This window comes from Rhodococcus sp. G6(2025) (assembly GCF_058628105.1).
This window is the reverse complement of sequence record NZ_CP179750.1, coordinates 2,365,873-2,391,277: the sequence shown is the minus strand read 5'-3', so window position 1 is coordinate 2,391,277 and position 25,405 is coordinate 2,365,873. Positions and strand designations below refer to the sequence as shown.

General features: G+C 69.0%; 26 protein-coding genes. 9 read left to right on the top strand and 17 right to left on the bottom strand.

Annotated features, from left to right (window positions below; all coding sequences use genetic code 11):
- Positions 1–4: 4 nt before the first annotated feature.
- Positions 5–1,168 (bottom strand): steroid 3-ketoacyl-CoA thiolase, encoded by a 1,164-nt coding sequence (locus tag ACLIVD_RS10815; protein WP_491932461.1) that lies wholly within the window; start codon positions 1,166–1,168, stop codon positions 5–7.
- A gap of 182 nt (positions 1,169–1,350) precedes the next feature.
- On the bottom strand, positions 1,351–1,962 hold the full coding sequence (locus tag ACLIVD_RS10810; protein ID WP_011597920.1) for a TetR/AcrR family transcriptional regulator: 612 nt from the start codon (positions 1,960–1,962) through the stop codon (positions 1,351–1,353).
- Between the two features lie 184 nt (positions 1,963–2,146).
- Between ACLIVD_RS10810 and ACLIVD_RS10805 the strand changes: the two genes are divergently transcribed.
- Positions 2,147–3,685, top strand: coding sequence for an FAD-dependent oxidoreductase (locus ACLIVD_RS10805; RefSeq protein ID WP_491932460.1), 1,539 nt, complete (start codon positions 2,147–2,149; stop codon positions 3,683–3,685).
- Here ACLIVD_RS10805 and hsaA read toward each other — a convergent pair whose 3' ends face one another.
- Entirely contained in the window at positions 3,686–4,852 is a 1,167-nt protein-coding gene (gene hsaA, locus ACLIVD_RS10800; protein ID WP_491932459.1) for a 3-hydroxy-9,10-secoandrosta-1,3,5(10)-triene-9,17-dione monooxygenase oxygenase subunit, read from the bottom strand. It lies immediately after the preceding gene.
- Between the two features lie 167 nt (positions 4,853–5,019).
- Here hsaA and ACLIVD_RS10795 point away from each other — a divergent pair, with 167 nt between their 5' ends.
- Genes ACLIVD_RS10795 through ACLIVD_RS10785 form a run of 3 tightly spaced genes read left to right on the top strand, consistent with a single transcriptional unit; the run spans position 5,020 to position 7,229 of the window.
- Positions 5,020–6,183: a 3-ketosteroid-9-alpha-monooxygenase, oxygenase component gene (locus ACLIVD_RS10795; RefSeq protein ID WP_491932458.1), complete on the top strand. Its 1,164-nt coding sequence runs from the start codon at positions 5,020–5,022 to the stop codon at positions 6,181–6,183.
- Complete coding sequence (locus tag ACLIVD_RS10790) at positions 6,161–6,415, top strand: hypothetical protein (RefSeq protein WP_283352471.1); 255 nt, start codon at positions 6,161–6,163, stop codon at positions 6,413–6,415. Before ACLIVD_RS10795 ends, ACLIVD_RS10790 begins: the two co-directional genes overlap by 23 nt.
- A 22-nt stretch (positions 6,416–6,437) precedes the next feature.
- Positions 6,438–7,229 (top strand): SDR family NAD(P)-dependent oxidoreductase, encoded by a 792-nt coding sequence (locus ACLIVD_RS10785; RefSeq protein ID WP_491932457.1) that lies wholly within the window; start codon positions 6,438–6,440, stop codon positions 7,227–7,229.
- A 9-nt stretch (positions 7,230–7,238) separates the two neighbouring features.
- Here ACLIVD_RS10785 and ACLIVD_RS10780 read toward each other — a convergent pair whose 3' ends face one another.
- Positions 7,239–8,024 (bottom strand): SDR family NAD(P)-dependent oxidoreductase, encoded by a 786-nt coding sequence (locus tag ACLIVD_RS10780; RefSeq protein ID WP_283352473.1) that lies wholly within the window; start codon positions 8,022–8,024, stop codon positions 7,239–7,241.
- A 230-nt stretch (positions 8,025–8,254) separates the two neighbouring features.
- Here ACLIVD_RS10780 and ACLIVD_RS10775 point away from each other — a divergent pair, with 230 nt between their 5' ends.
- Together ACLIVD_RS10775 and ACLIVD_RS10770 are read left to right on the top strand one after the other, a co-directional pair.
- Positions 8,255–9,070: an alpha/beta hydrolase gene (locus ACLIVD_RS10775; protein ID WP_283331389.1), complete on the top strand. Its 816-nt coding sequence runs from the start codon at positions 8,255–8,257 to the stop codon at positions 9,068–9,070.
- 69 nt (positions 9,071–9,139) lie between these two features.
- On the top strand, positions 9,140–10,375 hold the full coding sequence (locus ACLIVD_RS10770; protein WP_283352501.1) for a low temperature requirement protein A: 1,236 nt from the start codon (positions 9,140–9,142) through the stop codon (positions 10,373–10,375).
- Here the strand turns inward: ACLIVD_RS10770 and ACLIVD_RS10765 are convergent.
- The 12 genes from ACLIVD_RS10765 to ACLIVD_RS10710 all read right to left on the bottom strand — a co-directional run bounded on the left by ACLIVD_RS10765 (position 10,372) and on the right by ACLIVD_RS10710 (position 22,123).
- Positions 10,372–11,214 (bottom strand): DUF427 domain-containing protein, encoded by an 843-nt coding sequence (locus ACLIVD_RS10765; RefSeq protein ID WP_491932456.1) that lies wholly within the window; start codon positions 11,212–11,214, stop codon positions 10,372–10,374. The genes ACLIVD_RS10770 and ACLIVD_RS10765 overlap by 4 nt on opposite strands.
- An 18-nt stretch (positions 11,215–11,232) precedes the next feature.
- Positions 11,233–11,832: a hypothetical protein gene (locus tag ACLIVD_RS10760; RefSeq protein WP_477953192.1), complete on the bottom strand. Its 600-nt coding sequence runs from the start codon at positions 11,830–11,832 to the stop codon at positions 11,233–11,235.
- Entirely contained in the window at positions 11,832–12,908 is a 1,077-nt protein-coding gene (locus tag ACLIVD_RS10755) for a PEP/pyruvate-binding domain-containing protein (RefSeq protein WP_477953191.1), read from the bottom strand. The genes ACLIVD_RS10760 and ACLIVD_RS10755 overlap by 1 nt, the downstream gene beginning before the upstream one ends.
- Before the next feature lie 2 nt (positions 12,909–12,910).
- The gene (locus ACLIVD_RS10750) at positions 12,911–13,297 is read right to left on the bottom strand and encodes a hypothetical protein (RefSeq protein ID WP_477953190.1); all 387 of its coding nucleotides are present in this window, start codon (positions 13,295–13,297) and stop codon (positions 12,911–12,913) included.
- Positions 13,298–13,375: 78 nt separating this feature from the next.
- Complete coding sequence (locus ACLIVD_RS10745) at positions 13,376–14,530, bottom strand: alpha/beta hydrolase family protein (RefSeq protein WP_491932455.1); 1,155 nt, start codon at positions 14,528–14,530, stop codon at positions 13,376–13,378.
- Positions 14,527–15,438 carry a biphenyl-2,3-diol 1,2-dioxygenase gene (bphC, locus tag ACLIVD_RS10740; protein ID WP_491932454.1) on the bottom strand — a complete coding sequence of 304 codons (912 nt, stop codon included), beginning with the start codon at positions 15,436–15,438 and terminating at the stop codon, positions 14,527–14,529. The genes ACLIVD_RS10745 and bphC overlap by 4 nt, the downstream gene beginning before the upstream one ends.
- Positions 15,439–15,526: 88 nt before the next feature.
- Entirely contained in the window at positions 15,527–16,705 is a 1,179-nt protein-coding gene (locus ACLIVD_RS10735; RefSeq protein WP_283331396.1) for an acyl-CoA dehydrogenase family protein, read from the bottom strand.
- Positions 16,706–16,745: 40 nt separating this feature from the next.
- Positions 16,746–17,804 carry a 4-hydroxy-2-oxovalerate aldolase gene (gene dmpG, locus ACLIVD_RS10730; protein WP_491932453.1) on the bottom strand — a complete coding sequence of 353 codons (1,059 nt, stop codon included), beginning with the start codon at positions 17,802–17,804 and terminating at the stop codon, positions 16,746–16,748.
- Positions 17,805–17,839: 35 nt separating this feature from the next.
- Positions 17,840–18,742: an acetaldehyde dehydrogenase (acetylating) gene (locus tag ACLIVD_RS10725; RefSeq protein WP_283331397.1), complete on the bottom strand. Its 903-nt coding sequence runs from the start codon at positions 18,740–18,742 to the stop codon at positions 17,840–17,842.
- Positions 18,743–18,753: 11 nt separating this feature from the next.
- Complete coding sequence (locus ACLIVD_RS10720; RefSeq protein ID WP_280781485.1) at positions 18,754–19,539, bottom strand: 2-keto-4-pentenoate hydratase; 786 nt, start codon at positions 19,537–19,539, stop codon at positions 18,754–18,756.
- Positions 19,539–21,251 (bottom strand): FAD-binding protein, encoded by a 1,713-nt coding sequence (locus ACLIVD_RS10715; protein ID WP_491932452.1) that lies wholly within the window; start codon positions 21,249–21,251, stop codon positions 19,539–19,541. The genes ACLIVD_RS10720 and ACLIVD_RS10715 overlap by 1 nt, the downstream gene beginning before the upstream one ends.
- Positions 21,248–22,123, bottom strand: coding sequence for an alpha/beta fold hydrolase (locus tag ACLIVD_RS10710; protein ID WP_283331399.1), 876 nt, complete (start codon positions 22,121–22,123; stop codon positions 21,248–21,250). Before ACLIVD_RS10710 ends, ACLIVD_RS10715 begins: the two co-directional genes overlap by 4 nt.
- A gap of 197 nt (positions 22,124–22,320) precedes the next feature.
- On the opposite strand from ACLIVD_RS10710, the gene ACLIVD_RS10705 reads away from it, so the two are divergent.
- Positions 22,321–22,857: a flavin reductase family protein gene (locus ACLIVD_RS10705; protein ID WP_491932451.1), complete on the top strand. Its 537-nt coding sequence runs from the start codon at positions 22,321–22,323 to the stop codon at positions 22,855–22,857.
- A 33-nt stretch (positions 22,858–22,890) separates the two neighbouring features.
- On the opposite strand, the gene ACLIVD_RS10700 is transcribed toward ACLIVD_RS10705, so the two are convergent.
- Positions 22,891–23,784: an IclR family transcriptional regulator gene (locus tag ACLIVD_RS10700; RefSeq protein WP_280781481.1), complete on the bottom strand. Its 894-nt coding sequence runs from the start codon at positions 23,782–23,784 to the stop codon at positions 22,891–22,893.
- 203 nt (positions 23,785–23,987) lie between these two features.
- Here ACLIVD_RS10700 and ACLIVD_RS10695 point away from each other — a divergent pair, with 203 nt between their 5' ends.
- Positions 23,988–24,884, top strand: a complete 897-nt coding sequence (locus ACLIVD_RS10695) for a TIGR03619 family F420-dependent LLM class oxidoreductase (RefSeq protein WP_491932449.1) — start codon at positions 23,988–23,990, stop codon at positions 24,882–24,884.
- On the top strand, positions 24,881–25,363 hold the full coding sequence (locus tag ACLIVD_RS10690; RefSeq protein WP_491932448.1) for a nuclear transport factor 2 family protein: 483 nt from the start codon (positions 24,881–24,883) through the stop codon (positions 25,361–25,363). The genes ACLIVD_RS10695 and ACLIVD_RS10690 overlap by 4 nt, the downstream gene beginning before the upstream one ends.
- Positions 25,364–25,405 lie beyond the last annotated feature (42 nt).

The following is a 25,405-nucleotide window of genomic DNA, read 5'->3' as shown; positions in this document are numbered from 1 at the left end:
GGGGTCAGATGCGTTCGATGATGGTTGCGGTGGACAGCGCGCCACCGGCGCACATCGTGACCAGCGCGGTGGAGGTGTCGGAGCGCTCCAGTTCGTGCAGGGCGGTCGTGATCAGCCGGGCCCCGGTGGAGCCCACCGGATGTCCGAGTGCGATGGCGCCGCCGTTGACGTTCACCTTCGACATGTCGGCTCCGTGCACCTGCGCCCACGACAGCACGACGGACGCGAACGCCTCGTTGATCTCGACGAGATCGAGGTCGCCCAAGGACATTCCGGCGCGTTCGAGGACCATGCGCGTCGACTCGATCGGACCGTCGAGGTGGTAGTACGGGTCGGAGCCGACCATGCCGGACGCGACGATCCTCGCGCGCGGCCGCAATCCGAGTTCGCGGGCACGGCCGCCGTCCATGAGCAGGACGGCGGCGGCGCCGTCGCTGATCTGGGACGAGTTGCCCCCAGTGTGGATGTGGCCGTCGATCACGGGCTTCAGGGCCGACAGGGCCTCCGCCGTCGTCTCGCGCAGTCCCCCGTCCCGGGTGACCACCGCGAGTTCACCGGTGGGTGTGCCGGACTTGTCCACGACGGGAGCGGTGACGGGAACGATCTCGCGGTCGAACCGTCCGTCCGCCCAGGCCTGGGCGGCGCGTCGTTGCGACTCGAGGCCGAACGCGTCGACGTCGCCGCGCCCGAGTCCGCGCAGTTCGGCGATGCGCTGGGCGGACGTGAACTGGTCGCCCATGTCGATCGACCAGTCGTCGGGGTACGGGTTGCCGGTCTCCGGTGTGACGGCCTGGCCGAGGAACACCCGGCTCATCGCCTCGACACCGCACCCGATTCCGGCGGAGATCTGGCCGGACGCGATGAGACCCGCCACGACGTGCACGGCCTGCTGGGACGATCCGCAGGCGCAGTCGAGCGACGTGGCCGCCGTCGCGTACGGCAGTCCCGCGTGCAGCCATGCCTGCCGGGTCACGTTGTTGGACTGCTCACCGGCCTGGGTGACGCATCCGCCGACGATCTGCCCGATGTCCGCCGGGGCGACACCGGCACGTTCGAGGACACCCCGCTGTGCGGCGCCGAGCAGTGCGGCGGGGTGTAGTCCGGACAGCGCCCCGCGCCGGCGCCCGATCGGTGTCCGTGCCGCGTCGACGATGACGGCGTTGCCCATGTTCCGCTCCTTGGGTTCTTCTGGCTCGCGGACGCGCCCGCGGCTAATTTTTGAAATGTATTCTATTTTTGAGGAGACATCAATGCCCTTTGCCGTGCGAAATAGTTCTCCGCGCAGCTCAGAGGCCAGGAATGAATTTCACTTCGATCTCTACGGTGAGGCCGCCCCACGCCGGCGGGCTGTCAGCGATGCGACAGATTGACCAGCAGCAGGTCACACGCCCTACGGATGTCGGACTCGGCATCGGGAATCGAGACCCGGCCGTTGAGGCAGGACTGGATGACGCCGAACCACAACTGCACCAGCAGGCGCAGCGCCGTGAGGTCTTCCTCCGTGGGATGTTCGATCCCGGCGGCGTCCAGCATGATCTGCCGGAATGCCCGGTCGACCTTCCCCGCGTCCGGCACGGACGCGACGTTGGCGGTGCTCGTGGACTGGATCATCGCGGTGGACAGTGCGGGCCGCCGCAGCAGGCCGCGGGTGGCGCGGACGAGAACGTTGTACACCGCATCCTGCGGCGATTCGCCGGGGGGCGCGCTCTTCTTGAACCCGACACCCATCCGGTCGATCTGGTCGACCATCACGGCGACGAACAGATGCGTCTTCGACGGAAAATACCGGTACAGCGTCCCGATCGCGACGCCGGCGCGTTTGGCCACCTCGTGCATCTGGACTCGGGCGAGTTCCTTCTCGGTGGCCAGTTCGATCGCGGCCTCGAGCATGCGGACGTGGCGTGCCCGCTGTTCCTCCGAACTCGGTTCGGCAGCGTCCCGCACTTCGGCGATTCTCGGCACCCTCGATCCCCCTTCACTCCGCACACAGCCCCGGATCCGGTGTCGATTCTCGCATTGGATCGGGAAAGCATCGAATTCCGTCCGGTGAGTGGGACCGCACGTGCCGCAGGTCGCCCGGATGCGATTGCGTGAACCCCACGACTGGACCGCCTGTCTCCACAGACCATCAACGGAGGAAACGACGATGCAGGACTGGACAACCGAGTGCGACGTGCTGGTGGTCGGTTCGGGGGGCGGCGCGCTGACCGGCGCCTACACGGCCGCTTCGCAGGGTTTGCGCACCCTCGTCCTCGAGAAGACCCCACTGTTCGGCGGCACGTCCGCGTACTCCGGCGCCGCGGTGTGGCTGCCGGGCACCGCCGTGCAGGAGCGCGCCGGCATCGGCGACTCCACGGACAAGGCGCGCACGTACCTGCGCGCAGTGGTGGGCGACGAGGAGATCGACCGTCAGGAGGCGTACGTCGCCACGGCGCCCGACGTCGTCGACCTTCTCGAACGCGATCCCCACATCGAGTTCGAGTGGCGCGCGTTCCCCGACTACTACAAGGCCCCCGGCCGGATGGACTACGGTCGCGCGATCAACCCGCTCGACCTGCCGGGCGACGAGGTCGGGGACCTGCGTGAGGTCATCCGGCCCGAGGCCGACGTCGACCGGGCCGGGAAACCGCATCCGGAGGGAACACTGAACGGCGGCCGCGCCCTGATCGGCCGCCTTCTCATGGCTCTGCACGGCACCGGGCACGCGGAACTGCGCACCGAGACCGCCGCGCGCTCGCTGATCGTCGAGGACGGCCGGGTCGTCGGCGTCGAGGCGACGAACGCCGCCGGTGAGACCGTCCGGATCCGGGCGACGCGCGGCGTGCTGCTCGCGGCCGGCGGGATCGAGGGCAACGCGGCCCTGCGCACCGAGAACGGAACGCCGGGCAAGGCGGACTGGAGCATGGGCCCGCGCGGCGCGAACACCGGTGACCTGCTGCGGGCGGCGGTGGACATCGGTGCCGACACCGCACTCCTCGACGAGGCGTGGTGGTGCCCCGGGGTCGAACTTCCGGATGGCTCCGGCGCTTTCATGGTGGGCGTGCGCGGCGGCATTCTCGTCGACACGTCCGGGGAGCGGTACCTCAACGAGTCGCTGCCGTACGACCAGTTCGGTCGAGCGATGATCGAGCACGGAAGCCGCAGTTCGTATCTCGTGTTCGACTCGAAGGAGGGCGGGCCCGTGTTGCCTGCCATCTCCATTCCGAACATCTCCGCAGAGAAGCATCACGCGGCCGGAACCTGGGTCTCGGCCGACACGATCGAGGAACTCGCGGAGAAGATCGGTGTCCCCGCAGACGCTCTGCGCCGCACCGTCGAACAGTTCAACGACTTCGCCAAGCACGGCGTCGACGAGGCCTTCCACCGGGGAGAGGACCCATATGACAACTTCTTCTGCCCTCCGGGCACGGGTGCGGACGCGCCCCCGAACCCGGCACTGAGCCCGGTGTCGCAGGGCCCGTTCCACGCGGCCCGCATCGTGCTCAGCGACCTCGGCACCAAGGGCGGTGTCCGGACCGACGCCGACGCCCGCGTCCTGCGCGCCGACGGCACACCCATCGACGGACTGTATGCGGCGGGCAACACCAGCGCATCGCTCAGCGGCCGGTTCTATCCCGGTCCCGGAGTGCCGCTCGGCACCGCGATGGTCTTCTCCTACCGGGCAGTTCAGCACATGCGGAGCTGACTACACGAGGTTGTCCTCCACCGGGAGCCCGAACGCGCCCCTGCCGAACAGGGCGAGGGCGCGTTCGGGCTCGTTGGCCACGTGCACGCTGCCCGCGTGGGCGTCGCGCCACGACCGTTCGATCGCGTTGCCGCGCGACAGCGAACTCCCGCCGGCCGTCTTGAACAGCAGGTCGATCGCGTCGAGGGCTCGCTCGGTGGCGCGAACCTGATCGCGGCGCACCCGCAGGCGCAGACCCATGGGGAGTTCCTCCCCGGCCTCGGCCAGTTCCCACAGTTCACGCACGTTGCGATCCATCTGCAGTATCGCGGCGTCGATCTCGGACGACGCCCGGGCCACCGCGACCTGGGCGAACTGGTCGTCGACGAATCGGCCGCCACCGAGGCTGAGCCGCACTCGTTCCCGCATGAACGTCAGGTAGCGTTCGTAGCATCCCGCGACGACACCGACCCCCGGCGCCGCCACCGCGGTGGTGAAGAGCGTGGCGAACGGCAGCCGATACAGCGGTCCCCGGTTCACCTTCTGCCCGGGTCCGCGCAGTTGCGCCGTCTCGTAGTTCCTCTTGATCCGGTAGTCGGGAACGAACACGTCCTCGGCGCTGATCTCGTTGCTGGCGGTGCCGCGCATCCCCACCACGTCCCAGACGTCGTGGATGCGGTAGTCCGACCGCGGCACCAGCGCGGTCATGAAATCGACAGGGCGGCCCGCAGTCCCGACCACCATCGCGCCGAGCAGCGCCCACGACGCGTGCTCGCAGCCCGAGGAGAAATGCCAGTCCCCCGTCAGCCGGTAACCGCCCTCGACCGGAACGAGCCGCCCGACGGGTGCGTAGGCGGACGACACGAGCACCGAATCGTCGTGGCCCCACACGTCCCGCTGCGCCCGGTCGTCGAACAGCGCCAGGTGCCACGGGTGCACCCCGAGCACGGACGCCAGCCAGCCCGTCGAACCGCACACACCGGACACTGCGCGCACCACTTCGTAGAAGTGCACCGGATCGCCTTCCGTGCCGCCGTACCGCTTGGGCTGCAGCATCTTGAACAATCCGGCGTCGCCGAGCTCACGGATCACCTGTTCGGACACCCGCCGCGACTCGTCGACCTTGTCCGCGCGTTCCGCGATCATCGGCAGCAGGCCGCGGACCGATCTCAGGACCTCGTTCGTCATCTGTCGGAGGGTAGGGCGATCACACCCACGCGTGGATGTGCGTCTCGCTCAACGGGAAACACCTCCCCACAGCCCGGTCCCGTCCAGTGAGACCACGCGATGCGCGCCGTCCACGCTGACTTAGCGTGCAGGGCACCGCACAAGCCCAGGAGAGGACGGGACGCATCGTGACCACCCAACAGTCCGAGACAGTCGAGGTACGCGAAATCGACGCGGGCGCAGCGCCCACCCGATTCGCCCGTGGATGGCACTGCATCGGATTGTCCGAGGCATTCCGGGACGGCAAGCCCCATTCCGTCGAAGCGTTCGGGACCAAGCTCGTCGTCTTCACCGACGGTGCGGGTGATCTCGCCGTGCTCGACGGCTACTGCCGGCACATGGGCGGCGACCTCAGCCAGGGCACGGTCAAGGGCGACGAGGTGGCGTGCCCGTTCCACGACTGGCGGTGGGGAAGCGACGGCCGGTGCAAGAAGATTCCGTACGCGCGCCGGGTTCCGCCGCTCGCCCGGACCCGGTCGTGGCACGCACTCGACCAGGACGGGATGCTGTTCGTGTGGAACGATCCGGAGGGCAATCCGCCGCCCGCGGACGTCGCGATTCCCCGCATCGACGGCGCGCTCGACGACGAGTGGACGGACTGGGTCTGGTACCGGACCACGGTCGACACCCACTGCCGCGAGGTGGTCGACAACATCGTCGACATGGCGCACTTCTTCTACGTGCACTACTCGTTCCCCACCTACTTCAAGAACGTCTTCGAGGGCCACGTCGCCAGCCAGTTCATGCGCGGCCAGGCCCGCGACGACATGCGCCCGCACGCGTCGGGTCAGCCCCGCATGCTCGGAAGCCGCTCGGATGCGACGTATTTCGGTCCGTCGTTCATGGTCGACGACCTGACGTACCGCTACGAGACACACGACGTCGACTCCGTGCTGATCAACTGCCACTACCCCGTCAGTGCCGACAAGTTCGTGCTGCAGTACGGCATCATCGTCAAGAAGTCGAAGGAACTCGAAGGTGACGCGGCCACCGAGATGGCGAAGAATTTCGGCACGTTCATCGCGAAGGGTTTCGAGCAGGACATCGAGATCTGGAAGAACAAGACCCGCATCGAGAATCCGCTCCTGTGCGAGGAGGACGGCCCGGTCTACCAGCTGCGACGCTGGTACGAGCAGTTCTACGTCGACGTCGACGCGGTGACCCCGCAGATGACCGAGCGGTTCGAGTTCGAACTCGACACCACCCGCCCCGTGGAGTCGTGGAAGCGGGAAGTCGAAGAGAACCTCGCACGAAAGGCGCGTGAAGCCGATGCAACCGCTGCAGTGCACTGAGTGCGGCGCGAGCGTCCTGGTCCGGAAGAACAGCTGGGAACACACTTCCGTTCAGTGGGACGACGCGGCCCGCGCCCGGTGCCGCGAGATCGGCAGCGCCGGACCGGGGCGCCCCGGCGCTCCCCGGAAAGGATGCGCGGCGCTGACCGCGTCGATCACCCGAGCCGCGGAGGCGGGCGTCGTCCCGGTGCGCGACCCCGACCCCGTCCCGACCCCCACCGTCGCCCACTGAACGATTTTCGGAAGGACACAACATGATCGACACCGAGCACTACGGTCCGTGGGCCGTGATCGCGGGCGGCTCCGAGGGTGTGGGCGCGAGTTTCGCCGAGGAACTGGGCCGCGCGGGGATCAACCTCGCGCTGATCGCCCGTAAGCCCGGGCCACTCGAGGAGACCGCGGCCAAGGTCCGCGCCCACGGCGTCCTGGTGCGCACACTCGCGCTCGATCTCCTTGATCCGGACGCCCTCGACCGGATCCGCACGGCCACCGACGACGTCGAGGTCGGGTTGCTGATCTTCAACGCCGGAGCCAACAGTTACGGACACGAGTTCGTCAGCGGAGACCTCACCGGCTTCCAGCGCGTCATCGACCTGAACATCACCTCGCAGCTGCACCTTTCGCAGCATTTCGCCGCGAGGATGAAGGACCGCGGCCACGGTGGCATCGTGCTGGTCGGTTCGCTGGCCGGGTACCTGGGTTCGGAAGACCAGAGCATCTACGCCGCATCCAAGGCGTTCGGCCGGATCTTCGCGGAAAGCCTCTGGCTCGAACTCGCGCCGTTCAGCGTCCACGTGGTCGAACTGGTCCTCGGCGTCACCCGCACGCCGGCGATGGTCCGGGCGGGCCTGAACTTCGATCTTCCCGGAATGAACGTCGCCGAACCCGAAGACGTTGCCTGTGAGGGGCTCGCGCACATCGCCGACGGGCCGGTCTGGGTGGCGGGCGGCAACTACGACGCGGCGCGCAAACGCAGTGGTTTCCCCCGCGACGCACTCGTGCGCGGGGCAGCCGAGGGTATGCGGAACCTTCTGGGCCGCCGGTAGCCGCGGACGTCAGAGGGTGGTGACGAGTCCGCCGTCGATCACGAAATCGGAGCCCGTCACATTGCCCGCCCGGTCGCTCGCGAGGAAGACGACGAGATCCGCCACCTCGTCCGGGCGGGTGAACCGGCCCGTGACCGCCTGCTCCGCGACACGCTCCGCCACTGCCTCCGGGTCACCGCCTGCGGCGCGCGCCACCGTGGCGGCGACCCCGTCGTCGCCGAGCCAGAGGGCGGTCGACACCGGGCCGGGGCTGACGGTGTTCATCCGAATACCCAACGGTCCCACCTCTTTCGACAGAGCCTTCGAGAAGTTGGTGAGCGCGGCCTTGGACGCGCAGTAGTCGATGACGGTGGGGTCGGGCAGGAAACTGTTGACCGAACTCGTGGTCACAATGCTTCCCCTGCCCGCCGCGATCATCGTGGGCAGGGCGGCGCGGATCGTCCGCACCGCCGACATCAGGTTGAGATTCATCGTCGTGATCCAGTCTTCGTCGGTCACGTCGAGGAAACCGGTCAGTCTGGGGTGGGCGGCACCGACGTTGTTGACGACGATGCCGAGACTGCCCCGAGCAGTGGCGGCGGCGACGAGTTCGCCCGGACCGGTGGGGGTCGACAGGTCGACGTGCACCGCCTCCACCGTTCCGCCGCGGACGAGTTCTTCCAGTTCGGGGCTGGGCGAACGCGCCCCCGCCACCACGAACGCGCCTTCCGCGGCGAGCGCGCGGGTGATGGCGAGCCCGATTCCCTTGCTGGCTCCGGTGACCACGGCGACGGTGCCACGTAAGGCGAGATCCACGGGGTTCCTCCTGACGATGGCGGAGCGTGCACAGACGAGCGGAACGTCCCCCTCCGATCACGCTAGCCGAAATGGTGCCGACCGCGCTGCGGGCGAGTAATCTCAGCGACGAAGGGCCAGGCCACGGCGTTGCTCTCGTACGGCGATGCCTGTCGTCACGCGACTACACTTGGCGCGCAGGCCCCTTCACCCCTAACCACTGTGTTCTTTCCTGACTCGGGAGACGAGTGATGCGACTTCTTCGACTTCGAACCGCCGTTGCCGCGTGCGCGATCGCGGCTGCCGGCACGCTGACCGTGGGGGCCGGACCGGCCCTCGCCCAGGATCTGCCGACGGTGGTGCTGGTCCACGGCGCGTTCGCCGACACCACCAGCTGGGATGCGGTGGCCGCGGAACTGCGCGGCCGAGGGTACGAAGTCGTGGTCCCGGACAACCCGTTGCGCGGACCGGCCTACGACTCCGCCGCCATCGAGAAGGTGCTCGCGGACATCCCGGGACCGGTGGTGCTCGTCGGTCACTCGTACGGCGGCGCCGTCATCACCAATGTGCATTCGCCGAACGTCGAGGCCCTCGTCTACGTGGCGGCCTTCGCCCCGGCGCAGGGCGAGCCGGTCATGCTGAACCTCGACCCGATCCGGTTCCCCGGCAGCCAGCTGCTCCCGCCGGTGCTGCAGGTGAAGGTCGTCGAGAACGATCCCACCGGAATCGCCGGGAGAAACCTCGACGGGTACATCGATCCCGGCCGCTTCCACGAGGTGTTCGCCCAGGACGTCCCGGACGCCACCGTCGCCGGGATGATCGCGCACCAGAAGTCGGCTGCGCTCGTCGCGAACCTCGAGCCGACCGCCGATCCGTCGTGGGCGTCGACACCCAGCTGGGCCATGGTCGCTCAGAACGATCGCGTGATTCCGGCGGCCGCGGAGCGGTTCATGGCCACGCGCGCGGGAGCCCGGATCACGGAAGTTTCGGCGTCGCACGCCGTCCTGGTGTCCCAACCCGGCGCGGTCGCGGACCTCGTGGTGCAGGCAGACCAGGGAACTCCGTAGCGGGCCGCCGTGAACACGCCCGGACAACCGGCACCGAACAGCAGGAACCTCGCCCACCGTGTCCAGAAGATGGTCGGGCGTGATCCGCACGAGGAACACCGTGCGGCAACGCCGCTGGAGCTGCTGTTCGACCTGACGTTCGTCGTCGCGTTCGGCGTCGCGGGCGATCAGTTCGCGCACCTCGTTGCCGAAGGACACGTCGCCGCCGGGCTCGCGGGATTCGCGTTCGCGATGTTCTCGATCATCTGGGCGTGGATCAACTTCTCCTGGTTCGCGTCGGCCTACGACACCGACGACTGGATTTACCGGGTCACCACCATGATCCAGATGATCGGCGTCGTCATCCTGGCGCTGGGCATGCCTCCGATGTTCGCGTCCATCGACCGCGGAGTCGAACTCGACAATTCCGTGATGGTGTCCGGGTACATCGTCATGCGCATCGCCATGGTGTTCCAATGGCTGCGCGCCGCCAAACACGACCCCGAGCACCGTTCCGCGTCACTGACGTATGCCACGATGCTCGTCCTCGCGCAGATCGGCTGGGTCGCACTGGTGATCGCGCCCCTCACCGTCGAGTACGCGTTCGGCCTCGGCGCGATCCTCATCCTCGTCGAGCTGACCAGCCCCGTCATCGCCGAACGGTACAAGGGCGGAACACCCTGGCACGCACACCACATCGTCGAGCGTCACGGGCTGCTCGTCATCATCACCCTCGGCGAGGGCGTGATCGGCACCGTGGCATCGCTGTCCGCCGTGGTCGAACACCAGGGCTGGACACTCGATGCGATACTCGTCGCGGTCGCCGGCATCGGACTCACGTTCGGACTGTGGTGGGTGTACTACACCCTGCCGTCGGCCGAGGTGCTCGCGGTGTATCGCAGCCGGTCGTTCGTCTGGGGCTACAGCCACATCGCGCTCTTCGCGTCGCTGGCCGCGGTGGGGGCCGGACTACACGTGGCGGCGTATTACATCGAACACGCCTCCCATATCGGCGCGACGGCGACGGTGCTCTCCGTCGCCGCACCCGTCGCGATCTTCCTCGCGGGTGTCTACGCGCTGTACACGTATCTGCTGCGGGTGCCCGACCCGTTCCACATCCTGCTCCTCGTCCTGACCGCGGCCACGATCGCGCTCGCACTGGTGCTGGCGGCGCAAGGCGTGTCGATGGCGTGGTGCCTGATCGTGGTGATGCTGGCACCGGTCGTCACGGTCGTCGGATACGAATTGCTCGGACACGCGCACGAGGCCCGTGCGCTCGAGATCGTCCTCGGGCGCGCAGACACCGGCACCCGCGAGGAGTACTAGGTCCAGGGGGTCACCGGCCGAGGCCGGGCCACACCGTCGACGACCAGATCGAGCCGCTCGTCGAAGAACGCCACGAGTCCCCGAACTTCCGACGCGTCGACGAGGGGCTCGTCGTATCGCCACGCGATGTCGTGAAGCACTCCGCCTGCGGTCACCGCGGACCGGTAGGAAGCCTCGCCCTTGTAGGCGCAGTACGACGTCGTCGCACTCGGTTGCAGCTCCGCGACGACGTCGCCGGGCGGCAGGTAGTAGCGGACCGGAAGCAGTGTTTCGAACAGCATTTTCGCGCGCCGCGTGTCGGCGAGGAGGATGTCGCCCAACATCACCCGGATATGACGGGACGTGCGGCGAACGTCGATGCGCTGGAACGGGTCGTGCGGATGACCGACGATCTCGTCGTCCTCCTCGAGCCAACGGTCGAAGCCGTCGAAATCGAGAACCACGTACCCGGTCAGATCCTCGTCGCCGGGCCGGAACCCCACGGCGTGCTCTGCGCCGGCGGTACGGAGCACGACGGGTTCGCCCGCCGTGCTGTGCACCGAGAACGGCACCCGCGGGTCGAGTACCGGCAGCGTCGTCACGTCCGGCAGGGCGAAGCCGACGTCGCCGGTCCCCTCCGCAGCCACCGAATCCGTTGGCTCCGCCGACAACTCCGCATCGATGTCCTCCGACGGCACCGCGTACGTGGGAACGACGCGCCGCGGTTCCCAGACCAGGACCGCACGGTCACTGTCGACCACGGTGGTCCCGTTGAGCACGGCACGGATCCGCTTCGCCGTCGGCTCGTAGCGAAGCTCGCATAGCTGACGTCCGATGCTGTCTCGCAGTCGCAGGCCCATGAGTCGAGACTAGGCCTGTCATCGGGCCAGGCCGAGGGAAGCGACGAGGTCCTCGTGGAACTCGAACCAGACGCGGTGGCAGGAGTCGCGGTCGGTTGCCGTGATCCAGCCCGGATCGGTACCCGCTCGCTCGACGGCGCCGGCGAACCGATGGTGATAGCCGGCGAACCGGTCCGTGCCCGCGACCAGGCGCGCCTCGAATTCGGCCAGGGCGTCCGCCGCGGTCGCCAGGCGGGTGATCGTCTCGTCGATGGTCACGGTCGCCTCGCCGAGGCCCATCTCGGCCAGCTGCCAGGCGGTGCACGCGTCCGCCACGGCGACGTTGTGCGGCAGGAAGTCCTGGTGCACCTGCACCACCACGGCGCGGGTGCCGCACCGGTCGAGCTCGGCGGCGAGCAGTCGCTCGCCGTGCACCTTCCCGGTTTCGGTCAGGGACCAGCCGCTGTCCCCGGCAAAGTCGGTGTGGGTGACCCACCCACGGGCCTCGGCATCGAGCAGGTGCTCGGCTGCCAGTCCTGCAGGCAGCGCGAACCGGGCAGCGATGCGCGCGGTCTCCGCGTAGCCCAGGATCCGCACGGCGTGCAGCACCAGGATGTCCGTCGGTGTGCGGTGCGACATCACATCCTCCCCGCGGTGCCGACGTGCCCGTGGGTGCCGTCGACGCGGACCCGTCGGCCCTCGGTCAGGGTGGTCATGGCCCCCGCCGCTGCCAGGACTGCCGGGATGCCGAATTCGCGGGCCACGATCGCGGCGTGGGCGAGCATCCCGCCCGTCTCGGTGACCACCGCGCACGCGCGGGCCAGCAGCGGCGTCCACGCCGGCGAGGTCGTTCGGCAAACCAGCACGTCGCCCGAACGAAAGCGGGCGAAGTCGTCCAGGCTGCCGATGATCCGCGCAGGCCCGGCAGCGGTGCCCGGGCTGGCTGCGACGCCTGTCAGCAGCATCTCCCCCGGCATTGCTCGCACCGGCAGCGCGGCGGAGGACGCGGTCGTGATCGGGCGGGCCTGCAGGACCCAGATGTCGTCGCCGGCGATCGCCCACTCGATGTCCTGCGGGCACCCGAACAGGCTCTCGACGTCGCGTCCCAGCGCCGCGACGGCCAGAGCCTGGGCGGTGGTCAGCAGTTGCCCGCCCCAGTGCCGGGCGACCTGCACGTGCACACCGTCGACCAGGTACGCCTCCGGAGTGACGGTCCCGGCCACGACTGCCTCGCCGAGGCCCCGCGCAGCCTCGATCACCACCTGCTCGGCCCCGGTGACCGGGTGCCGGGTGAACATGACTCCGGCCGTCTCGGGTTGCACCATCACCTGCACGATCACCCCGGCCGACGCGAGGGCTTCTCGATCGGTGCGAGCCGCGTACGCGACGGCTTCGGGCGAGGAACCCGACGCGGCGCTGCGATACACCGCCTCGATCACCTCGGCGGTGGTGGTGACCCCGAGCGTCGTGGCCAGTTGTCCGGCGAACGAAGACTCGACGCCGTCCTCCGCGAGGGCGGACGAGCGCACGGCGAACGGACCGGGACCGAGACGGCGCAGTCCGGCCTCGATCTCCCGCTCCCGACCGGGATTGCCGAGCGGGTCGGGTATCACGAATCCGTCGGGCACCCGGAATCCGGCACGCAGCAGCAGGCCGAGGTTGCGGGCCTTGGCACCGCAACGCTCGGACGCGTCCAGCAGGGGCACGATCGGCACGTTCAGGCCTCCGCGTCGCGGTCGCCGGCCCGGGCAAGGACCCGGTTCAGGCGCTGCTGGGCAGCCTGCGCCGAACCCAGGCCGAGCGCCTGCGCGATCTGCGGCCAGGTCATCGCACTGGCCCGGGCGGCGAACAGCAGGCCGGCCTCGATCTGATCGAGCTCCACCCGAGCCGACGACAGCAGCCGCAGCCCGGCCGCGAGCACCGCCGGGTCCGTGCCCTGCGCGTCCCGGCCGGCCCACGCCGCGAACCTGACGAGATCGGTGTCCGAACGTGGCTGCCCGGGATGCTCCCAGGGGCGCCGCTCGAGCCGCGCGGCACCGGCCTCGTTCAGCGTCGTGCGTGCCTGATCGAGTTCGGCCGCGTGTGTCTGGTCGTCGGTGGTCACCCGACCACCACACGCTATCAACAGCCTGTTGTCAACATTCTGTTGATGGGCGCGTCGTCGGACGAGGTCCCGGCATCCTCAGCCGGCGAGGATCCCGGCGACGAAATCCTGCGCGTCCTTCTGCGACGCGCCGATCGTCCCGCGATGGTCCGCACCCTCGTACGTCCGATACGTCAGTTCGTTCCCGTTGTCCTGCAACGTCTTCACCATCAGATCCGTCGACGGCTTGCTCACCACCAGGTCGCCGGAGCTCTGCGCGACCAGCGTCGGGACCTGCACGTGGACCCTCGACGGCTCCTGGCGGGCCAGGTATTCGGTGAGCGGTCCCAGGTCGGCGTCGGGACGGAAGACCTGACCGGCGGGCACGGGCGGCACCTTCCGGATGTCGTCGATGCACCCGGTCCGCGCCACCGTCAGCAGCGGTTGCGCCCGCTCCGTCAGCAACGTCGACGGGTCGATGGCGGGATCCGCGGCCTGGGCTCCGAGGAGGATCAGCGGGAGGAACGCCTCGGCCGCTTCGATACCCGGAACACCCGAGCGGAAGTACTGCGGCGTCTGGTCGAGCCCGTTGCCCGGGGCGATCGCCACGGCACCACCGAGGTGCAGTTCCGGGGCGCGCTCCCCGCCCTGCGCGGCGGTGAACAACGCCGCCTGCCCACCCTGACTGTGGCCGATCACGAACCACGTCGAGCCGACCGCCGGATCCATCGCACGGGCGGCGCGGACGATGTCCACGACAGCGTTCGTCTCCGTGTCACCGTTGACGTACGGGTGGATGCCCGGCGTGCCCAGACCCTGGTAGTCCGTGCTCACCACCGCATATCCCTTGGCGACCCAGTCGTCGAGGGACGCGTTCACCCCGGAGAGATAGCCGTGGGCGGGGCCTCCGGCGAAATCCGCGGACGGGGCGCACGCGTCCGCGACGCCGGTCGTGCCGTGCGCCCAGCTGATCACCGGATATCCACCCTCGGGTGCCGGCGTGCGAGGAATCGACACGGCGCCCGACACCACGACGGGGTCGCCGTTGCCGTCCTGCGACGCGTAGGTGATCACCTCGTTCCGTCCGGCGCTCGGCAGGGCCGGACCGTCCGCGACGGCGCGGGACGACAGCAGGTGTCCCGGCCGGAGTGCGCCCGGATCCGCCGCCGTCTCGGAAGTCGCCGTGGAACAGCCACTTCCGCCGAGAAGGACGAGCGCGGCCACCGCGCCGATCCGGGCACGCGACAACGTCATGAGAACGCCGCCAGCGGCTCGGAACCCGACCAGTCGTGACCCCAGTAGCTGTCCGCCGTGATCTCCTCGGCGGTGTAGTGCGTCTCGTCGACGAGCATGCCCTCCGTGCCGAACTCGAGGTCCCAGCCGCCGGGGGCACGCACGTAGAACGACACCATGCGGTCGTTGGTGTGGCGGCCGAGGGTCGACGAGATGGAGAAGCCCAGCTTGCCGAGCCGGTCGAGTGCCTGCCCGACGGCGTCGAGCGTGTCGACCTCCGTCATCAGATGCACCATCCCGGGTTCGCCGCTGTGCGGCGCAGGGCACAACGCGAGGCTGTGATGGCGCTGATTGACACCCATGAACCGCACCCGGCGGGCCGGTCCCGGGGCGTCGGCCGGTCCGAGCCGGATCGCGCCGCGCGGCAGGAAGCCCAGCACCTCGGTGTAGAACGTGTAGGCCTCCTCGAACGCCGGCGTCGGGAGGACCACGTGCCCGAGACCCTGTGCGCCGGTGACGAACCGCGCGCCGTGCGGGGTGACGACCGGGCTGTGGTCGAGGACGGGTCCGAAGAACACCTCCACCCGTGTGCCGGACGGATCGTCGAACGCGATCACCTGCTCTGCGTCGCGGTGGCGCGACTCCTCCTCGGACAGGACGTCGACCGTGACACCCGACTTCTCCACCTGCTCCCGCACCCGCTGGAGGGCGAACTGGTCGCGCACCTCCCACCCCACCGCGAGTGCCTTGTCCGTGTCGCCCGGGAGGACGATCAGCCGCGACCGTCGCTCGTCGACCCGCAGGTACAGGCCGTCGGGCTCGGGGCCGGCACCCTCGGCCATGCCCAGCCCGTCCACCACCAGCTCACGCCAGCGTGGCACGTCCTTCGTCTGGATCCTGAGGTAGCCGAGCCCGCGAATGTCGGTCATGTGAAAGTCCTTTCCTGGAGGCGGCTCCGCCGCCCGTGCGCCTTTCTGGTAGCAGGGACTACCAGAAAGGCGCACGGGCGCGGAGCGCCTAGATCATGGAGCGGTGGATGCCCTGGGGTTCCCCGCCGAGCTGGGTCAGAGCCGAGGAGTGGAAGATCGACCCCGGCACGTGGATGGCGTGGGAGAGGCCGGCGTGGGCGTCCCGCCAGAAGCGCTGCAAGGGTGTCTTCAGTTGGAGCGCACCGCCACCGGAGCGTGCGAAGATCTCGTCCACGGCACGCACCGCCCGCCACGCGGCGGCCGTCTGCGTGCGCCGGCCGATGGAGCGGAGTTCGAACGAGACGTCCCGGCCCTTCTCGGTCATGTCCCAGAACCGGTCGACCGTCTCGAGGATCGCCGCGCGCGACGCCGCGATCTCCGCCGCCGCCTCGCCGATCGCGAACAGCACGTACGGGTCGTCCTTGATCGCGGTACCCGACACGGTGACACGTTCACGCTGCGCATTCAGGTGGCAGGCCAGCGCGCCCTCGGCGATGCCGATCAGCGACGACGTGATGCCGAGCGGGAAGATGCACGAGAACGGGAAGTTGTAGAGCGTCTGGGTGCGGCCGAACTCCTTCGGCGCGGACCCGTCGAAGACCTTGTCGGCCTGCAGGGTCCGGTGCTGCGGGATGAACGCGTCCTTGACGATTAGGTCCTTGGACCCGGTGCCGCGCAGTCCGACGACGTTCCAGCTGTCCTGGTCGATGTCGTAGTCCGGGCGTGGCAGCAGCACGTGCAGGATCTGCGGCGGCATCACCCGGTTGCCGTCCCGGTCGCCGACCGCGGCGCCGATCATGATCCACCCGCAGTGGTCGGTGCCCGAGGAGAACGACCACCGGCCGTTGAGGACGTAGCCGCCGTCGGTGGGCACGGCCACACCCATCGGCGCATACGGCGAGGCCATCCACATGTCGGAGTCCTCGCCCCACACCTCGTCCTGGGCCGTGCGGTCGAAGAACGCGAGTTCCCACGGGTGGACGCCGACGATGCCGCTGACCCAGCCCGCGGCCCCGTCGATGGCGCCGATGCCCATCGCGGTCTCCGCGAACTCGCGCGGATGCGATTCGTAGCCGCCGTACTCCTTGGGCTGCAGCATCCGCATCACGCCGGAGTCGCGCAACCGTTTCGCGGAGGTGTCGGACAGGCGCATCAGCTTGTCGCCCTCGGCGCCTTCCGCTCGGATCTCGTCCGCGTACTGTTCGATCCTGTCAAGAACCTGGCCCATGATGATCTCGGCTTTCTGGTGTCGGTACCCGGCGAAACGCCTAGGCGGACTTCTTCTCGGCGACTGCGGAACCCAAGGACTCCCGGTCTGCGAGACCGAGGGCGATCTCGATCAGCTGGTCCTCCTGACCCCCGACCAGCTTGCGTCGGCCGGCCTCGATGAGGATCTCCGCACCGGACACGCCGTACCGGCGGGCGTGGGAGTCGGCGTGCTTGAGGAAGCTGGAGTAGACACCCGCGTAGCCCATCGTCAGCGACAGCCGGTCGAGCAGGCAGTCGCCGTCCATGATCGGCCGGACGACGTCCTCGGCCGCGTCGATGATCTTCAGCGTGTCGATGCCGGTGCGGATTCCGAGCTTCTCGGTGACGGCGGCGAACGCCTCGACCGGGGTGTTGCCCGCGCCCGCACCGAAGCGCCGGGTGGAGCCGTCGATCTGGAGGGCGCCGGACTCGACGGCGAGCACCGAGTTGGCGACACCGAGCCCGAGGTTCTCGTGCCCGTGGAAGCCGACCTGCGCGTCGTCGCCGAGTTCGGCCACCAGGGCGGACACCCGGTCGCTGACGGCGTTCAGGATCAGCGCCCCGGCCGAGTCCACCACGTACACGCACTGGCAGCCGGCGTCGGCCATGATCCGGGCCTGCTTCGCGAGAACCTCCGGCGGCTGGCTGTGCGACATCATCAGGAAGCCGACGGTCTCCAGCCCGAGTTCGCGGGCGAGACCGAAATGCTGCACGGAGATGTCGGCTTCGGTGCAGTGCGTGGCGATGCGGCAGATGCTTGCGCCGTTGTCCGCAGCCTCCCGGATGTCGGACTGGACGCCCAGTCCGGGGAGCATGAGGAACGCGATCCTGGCCCGCTCCGCCGTCTCCACCGCGGCCTTGATCAGTTCCTGCTCCGGGGTGTGGCTGAAGCCGTAGTTGAACGAGGAACCGCCGAGTCCGTCGCCGTGGGTGACCTCGATGACCGGGACCCCGGCGGCGTCGAGCGCCCCGACGATCGAGCGGACGTGGTCGACGGTGAACTGGTGTCGCTTGGCGTGGGATCCGTCGCGCAGGGACGAGTCCGTCACCCGGATGTCGAGATCGGCACTGTAAGGCATCGGTATTCCTTCGAAGAGTGAATGGGGCGGACGCGTCAGACGCTCGCGCCGAGGATCTGCGTCGCGAAGCTCTCGCCGACCTTGGTGGCGGCGGCGGTCATGATGTCGAGGTTGCCGGAATAGGGCGGCAGGAAGTCGCCCGCTCCCTCTACCTCGAGGAAGATGCCGACCCGGGCGAGGCCACCGCTGATCGGCGTCGGGTCGTCGAATTGCGGTTCGGCGCGCAGTCGGTAGCCGGGGACGTACGCCTGCACGGACGCTGCGACGTCGTGGATGGACGCGGTGATCGCGTCCCGGTCGGCGTCGGCGGGAATGGAGCAGAACACTGTGTCCTTCATGAACATCGGCGGTTCGGCCGGGTTCAGGATGATGATCGCCTTGCCCTTCTTCGCCCCGCCGATCGTCTCGATGCCCCGGCTCGTGGTGATCGTGAATTCGTCGATGTTCGCGCGGGTGCCCGGGCCTGCGGACGGCGACGCCACGCTGGCGACGATCTCGGCGTACGCCACCTCGGCGATCCGGGAGACGGCGTACACCATCGGGATGGTTGCCTGGCCGCCACACGTGATGAGGTTGACGTTCGGCGCCGTCCGGTGCTCGCCCATGTTCACGGCGGGCACGACGGCGGGTCCGAGCGCGGCGGGGGTGAGGTCGACGGCCTGGATGCCGAGTTCCCGGTAGCGGGGGGCGTTCGCCCGGTGCACGTAGGCGGACGTGGCCTCGAAGACGATGTCGGGACGCTCGTCCTGGGCGAGCAGCCAGTCGACACCCTCGGCGCTGGCGATCACACCCCGGTCCGTGGCGCGCTTCAGTCCCTCACTGTCCGGGTCGACGCCGATCATCCAGCGGGGCTCGATGATCTCCGAGCGGAGGAGCTTGTACAGGAGGTCGGTGCCGATGTTGCCGGATCCGACGATCGCGGCGAGAGCCTTGGTCACAGTTGTCGCCTTTACTTGAATTCTACTGATACGGAACCGATGTCACTGAAATCGGCGCGGAACACGTCACCGGGCCGGGCGTCGATCGCGCGGGTGCACGAGCCGGGCAGGATGACGTGCCCGGCCTCGAGTCGCACTCCGAAGCTCGCGACCTTCCGGGCCAGCCATGCCACGGCCTTCGTGGGATTGCCGAGCACCGCCGACGCCTCGCCCCGCGCGATCTCCTCCTCGCCCTGAAACAGCACGGCGGAGATCCCGCCGATGTCGACGTTCGCCGGTTCCACCCGTCCGGCGCCGAGGATCACCCCGGCCGAGGACGCGTTGTCGGCGATCGTGTCGGCGAGCCCGATCTTCCAGTCGGTGATGCGGGAGTCGATCAGTTCGATGCTGGGAACGATGTATTCGGTAGCCGCCAGCACGTCCTCTTCGGTGCATCCCTCCCCCGGCAGGGTCTCGCCGAGGACGTACCCGATCTCCACCTCGATGCGCGGGTAGCAGAATCGAGCAGTGTCGATCGGCGTCCCCTCGGCGTACACCATGCTCGACAGCAGATGTCCGTAGTCGGGTTCGTCGACGCCCATCATCTTCTGCATGACCTCGGACGACAGCCCGACCTTGTGGCCGTACACCGTCTCCCCCGCCTCCAGCCGCGCGCGGATGTTGATCAGCGCGATTTCGTAGGCGTCGACCACGTCGATGCCCGGGAACACGGTGGTCAACGGGTCGATCGGCGCACGGTCCTGTTCGGCGTTCCGCAGCAGGTGGGCGGCGGACAGTCGCTGCGCATCGCTCAGCATCACGCCACCTCTCCCGCACGTGAGTGCTGTCGCGTGGTCCGGGACGCCTCGCCACTCACGTCGGCGACGTGCAGCGCGGCGATGTAGCCGAACACCATGGCGGGACCGATGGTCGCGCCCGCACCGGCGTATTCGTTGCCCATCACCGACGCCGACGTGTTGCCGGTGGCGTACAGGCCGTCGATGACGGAACCGTCCTCGCGGAGCACCCGCGCGTCGGCGTCGGTGACGAGTCCGCCCTTGGTCCCCAGGTCGCCGGCCTCGCACCGGATCGCGTAGAACGGTCCCTCGACGATCTCGTCGAGGCACGGGTTCTTCATCGTCGGGTCGCCGTAGTACCGGTCGTACGCGCTGTCGCCGCGGCCGAAGTCCTCGTCCTTGCCGGTGCGGGCGAAGCCGTTGAACCGGTCGATGGTCGCGACCAGGGTGTCGGCCTTGACGCCGATCGCGTCGGCGAGGTCGCGCAGCGTGTCCGCCTTGTGCACGACCCCGGAGTCGTAGAACCCCTGCGGGAACGGCACACCCGGCAGCACCTGCGCGAACGGGTACCGCGACTTCGCCTTGCCGTCCATCACGAACCACGCCGGGACGTGACCGCCGTCGAGTTGGTCGTGGACGAAGTTCACGTACGGCGACGACTCGTTGGTGAAGCGTTCGCCGCGGCCGTTGACGATCACCGACGGCGGAATGCACCGCTCCGAGACGAGCGGGATCACGGCGCCCATCGGGTGGAGCACCGACGGCATCCACCAGGCGTCGTCCATGAGGTCGACTGCCGCGCCGAGCTTCTGGCCGGCGACGATGCCGTCGCCGGTGTTCTCCCGGGCGCCGGCACTGACGTCCGGGACGCCGTGCTTGGGTAGATACTTCGCGCGCATGTCCTGGTTGTGGTCGAACCCGCCGGTCGCCAGCAGCACGCCGTGGCGGGCGCCGATCCGGACCGTTCGCCCGTCGCGTTCGGCGAGAACACCGACGACCGCTCCGGTGCCGTCGACGATCAGTTCCGTCATCGACGTCTTCAGCCACAGCGGCACCCCGGCATCCTTGAGGACCATCCGCATCCGCGCCACGAGTGCGCGGCCGCCGGTGGCCATGTGGCGTCGGCGGATCACGTTGGATGCCACCCGCCACGCCGCGACCAGTGATGCCTTGCGGCCCTTCCAGGTGCGCTTGACCATGGCGAGGTCGTGGTAGTCCTTGGACGTGACCCACAGTCCCAGCGGACCCTTCATGCTGTTCGGCCGCTGATACTGCTCGTCCTCCTTCAGCGCCCGGGTGTCGAACGGCATGCATTCGATGGTGCGCCCGAGCGGACGGCCGCCGTCATACTCCGGGTGGTAGTCGGAGTAGCCCTTCACCCAGTACAGCTTCATGTGCGGGCTGCGGTCGAGCAGTTCCATCAGCTCGGGGCCCTTGTCGACGAACGCGTCGAGACGGTCGGCGGGAACCGTGCCCTCGGTGATGATGTCGAGGTAGCGTCGGATCGACTCCCGCGAGTCGACCACACCCTTCTCCCGCAGTGTCGGGGCGTTGGGAATCCAGATGCCGCCCCCGGAGATGGCGGTGGAGCCGCCGAACGTGGCGCCCTTGTCGATGACGAGAGTGTCGATTCCCCGGTCGGCCGCGGTGATCGCCGCGGCCATGCCGCCGCCACCGCTGCCGACGACGAGGAAATCGACTGTGGTGTCGAAGTTTTCTTCGGTGCCGCTCATCGTCCGGTGCCGTCCTTGCGGAGGAGGAAGGCGAGGACGGCACTCTCGAACGCCGTCTTCTGCTCGATCATCGCCCAGTGCCCGCAGTTCGGGAACACGTGCAGTTCCGCCCGGGGAATCGACCGCATCGGGATGATCGCCATGTCCAGCGGGCTGACTCGGTCGTCGCGACCCCACGTGAGCAGTGTCTGCGCCTTCACCTTGTGCAGCTGAGCCCAGTACGGCGTCGCATCGGACTCGAGTGCGGCCCGGGCGCCGGCCTCGAACGCCGCCCTGCTGTACATCTTGCGGGCGCTGGCGAGGGTCTCGGGGTCGGTTGCCTGCGTCCAGCGTTCCTCGATCAGTTCCTCGGTGACCATCGCGGGGTCGAACACCATCGAGTGCAGCCACGCGATCAGTCGTTCCCGGGTGGGGTCGTCCGTGAACTCCATCAGGAGGTTGATGCCCTCACCGGGGCCGGGGCTGAAGAGGTTCCTGCCGATGCCGCCGATGGTGATCAGCTTGCCGACCCGGTCGGGGTGCGCGATGGCGAACTGGGTGGCGACGATGCCGCCCATCGAGTTTCCGAGCATTGCCACCTCGTCCAGTCCGAGCCCGTCGAGGAAGCGGAGTACCGCGTCGCCTGCGGTGAGCATCGGATGACCGCCGAAGTCGTCGCTGACCCCGAATCCCGGGAACTCCAGGACGAAGGTGCGGAAGTGCTCGGCGAAGACGCCGAGGTTGCCGCGGAAGTTGCGCCACCCCGTCACGCCGGGGCCGGAGCCGTGCAGCAGCAGAAGAGGCGGGCCGTCGCCGGCCTCATGGTAGCGAAGCACGCCGAGGTCGGTCTTCAGCTCCTTCAGGGTGCCCTCGTAACTCGAGTCAGTCGTCATGGTCGGTCACGTTGCCAGCGCGCTCCCGGCTCGGACAGAAGCGATCCCGGTCAGCGAGACATCGCCCTGCTCGCGCAGGCATCGGCCGGGGATTTCCACTGACCGAGACGGCATCTCGTGACGGTTCTGGGCCGTCCCTAGCCTCGGGGACGATCGTCGAACGGGTCGGCGACGGAAGAGCAATCGGAGGCGGCCTGATGGCAACCGAACCGGCCGGCACCCAGCCCGGGACACGCTCGGACGCACCGTCACCGGACGAGATGCGCCGTGCCCTCGGCCAATTCGCCAGCGGAGTGACGGTGGTGACCGGGCTCGACACGGAGGGTCCGGTGGGTTTCACGTGTCAGTCGTTCGCGTCGGTGTCCCTGGAGCCGCCGCTGATCCTGTTCTGCGCCGATCACCGCGGGCGGGCATGGCCGCGCATCCGGCGGTCGGGGCGTTTCACGATCAACGTGCTGCGCGAGGACCAGACGGACCTCTGTTTCCGGTTCGGCTCGAGCCGGGGCACCAAGTTCGACGGGCTCGCCTGGGAGCCGTCGCGGTGGTCGACGCCGTCGCTGCCGGGGGTCCTCGTCCGCGTGCACGCGGACGTGCAGTCGGTGCACACCGCCGGCGACCACGACGTCGTGATCGGACGCGTCCTGGAACTCGACTCGGTGTGCGAGGAGCGTCCGATGGTGTTCTTCCGGGGCGGTTTCGGCATCGACGCCGCTCCGCGGCCCGTGCGCGCGTAACGAGTCCCGAGACTCGTCACACGCGCACGGGCGCTACAGCCATTGGCCGGACTGCACCGCGAGGAGCTGGTCCAGCGTCTCGGTCGACCACGAGCTGTCCGGGATCTCCGGGGTCCGGCGGCCGCGACGGGGTGTTCCCAGTTCGGGGTGGAGCGTCCGGGTGACTTCCCGGGCGGCGTCGACGACGAGCGGGGCGACGCGCTCGAGTTGGACGGTGCGCGTGTCGCCGCACAGCGAGATGCCGGCCACCGGCCCGTCGGCGCTGCGGACCGCGACACCGACGCAGCCGATTCCGCGCACCGCCTCGCCCCGCTCGAACGCGAGGCCGCGGCGCTGCCGGATCCGGTTGAGCTCCTGGTGCAGTGTGGACAGTTCGGTGATCGTGCGGTCCGTGCTCCGGTTGAGCCGCGGCCCGTACATGCTGTCGACCTGCTCCGGGTCCACCCACGCCAGCATCGCCTTGCCGCCCGCCGTCGTGTAGGCGGGCACGCGCCCACCCACCCGCGACGGCAGGCTCGCGGCCATCCGTCCGCCCACCTTGTCCAGGTACACGCTCTCCGCACCGTCCAGCACGGCCAGGTGCACCACCATTCCGGTCTGCATGTGCAGGTCGTGCAGCAGCGGGGCCGCCGCGGCCCGGACCTGGCTGTGCCCGTTGTCGCCGCCGCCGAGCCCCATCGCGCGCCGTCCGAGGCAGTAGCCGAAGCTGGCGTGGTCGACCCAGTCGAGGCGAACCAGCTGATCGAGGATGCGGTGCACCGTGGACCGCGGCAGCCGGGTGCGGCACGCGACCTCCTCGAGGGTCAGGCGCGACGTGCGGCCGTCGAAGGCGTCGAGGATCAGCGTCATCCGCTCGACCATCGACGGTGGCAGATCCTTCTTCGCAGCGGGTACCGACAGTGCATCATCCGAATCGACGACAGTCATCGACGCCTCCAAATATCCTGGTCACACGCATACGCCCGACAAAAATTGAAATGAATTCTTAAAATGTACCAGCCGTGCCCGCCGCGGGGAAGAAATCGGACAATCGCCGTGCCCGGTCAGCGGGAACGCCCGCGCGACCCCCGGGGCACCTCCACTACAACGGTGACGACAGACCGACCCCCCGACAGCGGAGTAACCACCTGATGCACATAGGAATCGCGCCACCCATCGTCATCGCGCACCCCGCCGTCCGCGCGGACTGGGAACTCGGCGCCGGCATCGCGGAGTTGACCGCGATCGCCCGCACCGCCGACCGCCTCGGCTACCACCACCTCACCTGCAGCGAGCACGTCGCCGTCCCCACCGACGTCGCGGTCGAGCGCGGCGGCACCTACTGGGACCCGCTCGCGACCCTCGGGTTCCTGGCCGCCCAGACCACCGGCATCCGCCTCACCACCCAGGTTTTGGTACTCGGCTATCACCACCCCCTCGAGATCGCGAAGCGCTACGGCACGCTCGACGTCGTCAGCGGCGGCCGACTCGTCCTCGGGCTGGGCGTGGGCAGCCTGCGCGAGGAATTCGACCTGCTCGGCGCCCATTTCGACGACCGGGGCGCCCGCGCCGACGACGCCCTCGCGGCGCTCCGTGCGTCGCTGTCACAACCTCGGCCCGAGTACCACGGCACGTTCTACGACTTCGACGGCGTCGTCGTCGAGCCGCACGCCGTCCAGCCGCGGGTTCCGCTGTGGATCGGGGGACGGACTCTGCGATCCCTGCGCCGCGCGGTGACGCTCGGCGACGGGTGGGTGCCGTTCGGCCTGTCGCTCGACGAGTTGTGCACGCTGCTCGCCAGAGTCGACCTCCCCGAGGGTTTCGAGGTGGTCCTCAGCGCCGGCGCGCCCCTCGATCCGATCGGCTCCCGCGACACCGTGACCCGCGCCCTCGAACGACGACGCGACGCCGGCACCACCGTCGTCAGCGCCACCCTCGCGTCCACGAGCGCAGCCCACTACTGCGAGCAACTGGAGGCCCTCCGGCAGCTGGGCGACGAACTCGACCTCTCCTTCCGCACCGCAACCGAAGACAGGATCCGTCCATGACCGGCACCGAAGAACTCGTCCGCGCACTCGCCGAACGCGTCACCGCGCTCGAAGACAAGCTCGCCATCCTCGAGCTGATGACCGCCTACGGTCCCGCCATCGACAGCGGTTCGGCCGACGCGGTCGCACGCCTGTGGACCGAGGACGGTGTGTACGACGTCGACACCGGGGTGATGCGCGGGCATGCGGCCATCACGGCGATGGTGCAGTCGCAGGCGCACCAGGGCTGGATCGGCGGCGGCTGCGCGCACATGCTCGAGCCCGGGCACGTGCGCGTCGACGGTGCCACCGCGGTGGCCACATGCAAGTCGCAGTTGATCATTCACGACGACGACGGATTCCGCGTCCACCGGATCACCGCCAACCGGTGGGAGCTCGCCAAGATCGACGGCGAGTGGAAGGTGACCCGGCGCGTCAATCGGCTGCTCGACGGTCGCGAGGAGGCGCGCACCCTGCTGGCGGCTGGGGTGCGCGCCTGAACACTTGGACTGCCACACCGACACGAGGCCCGCAGATGCTGC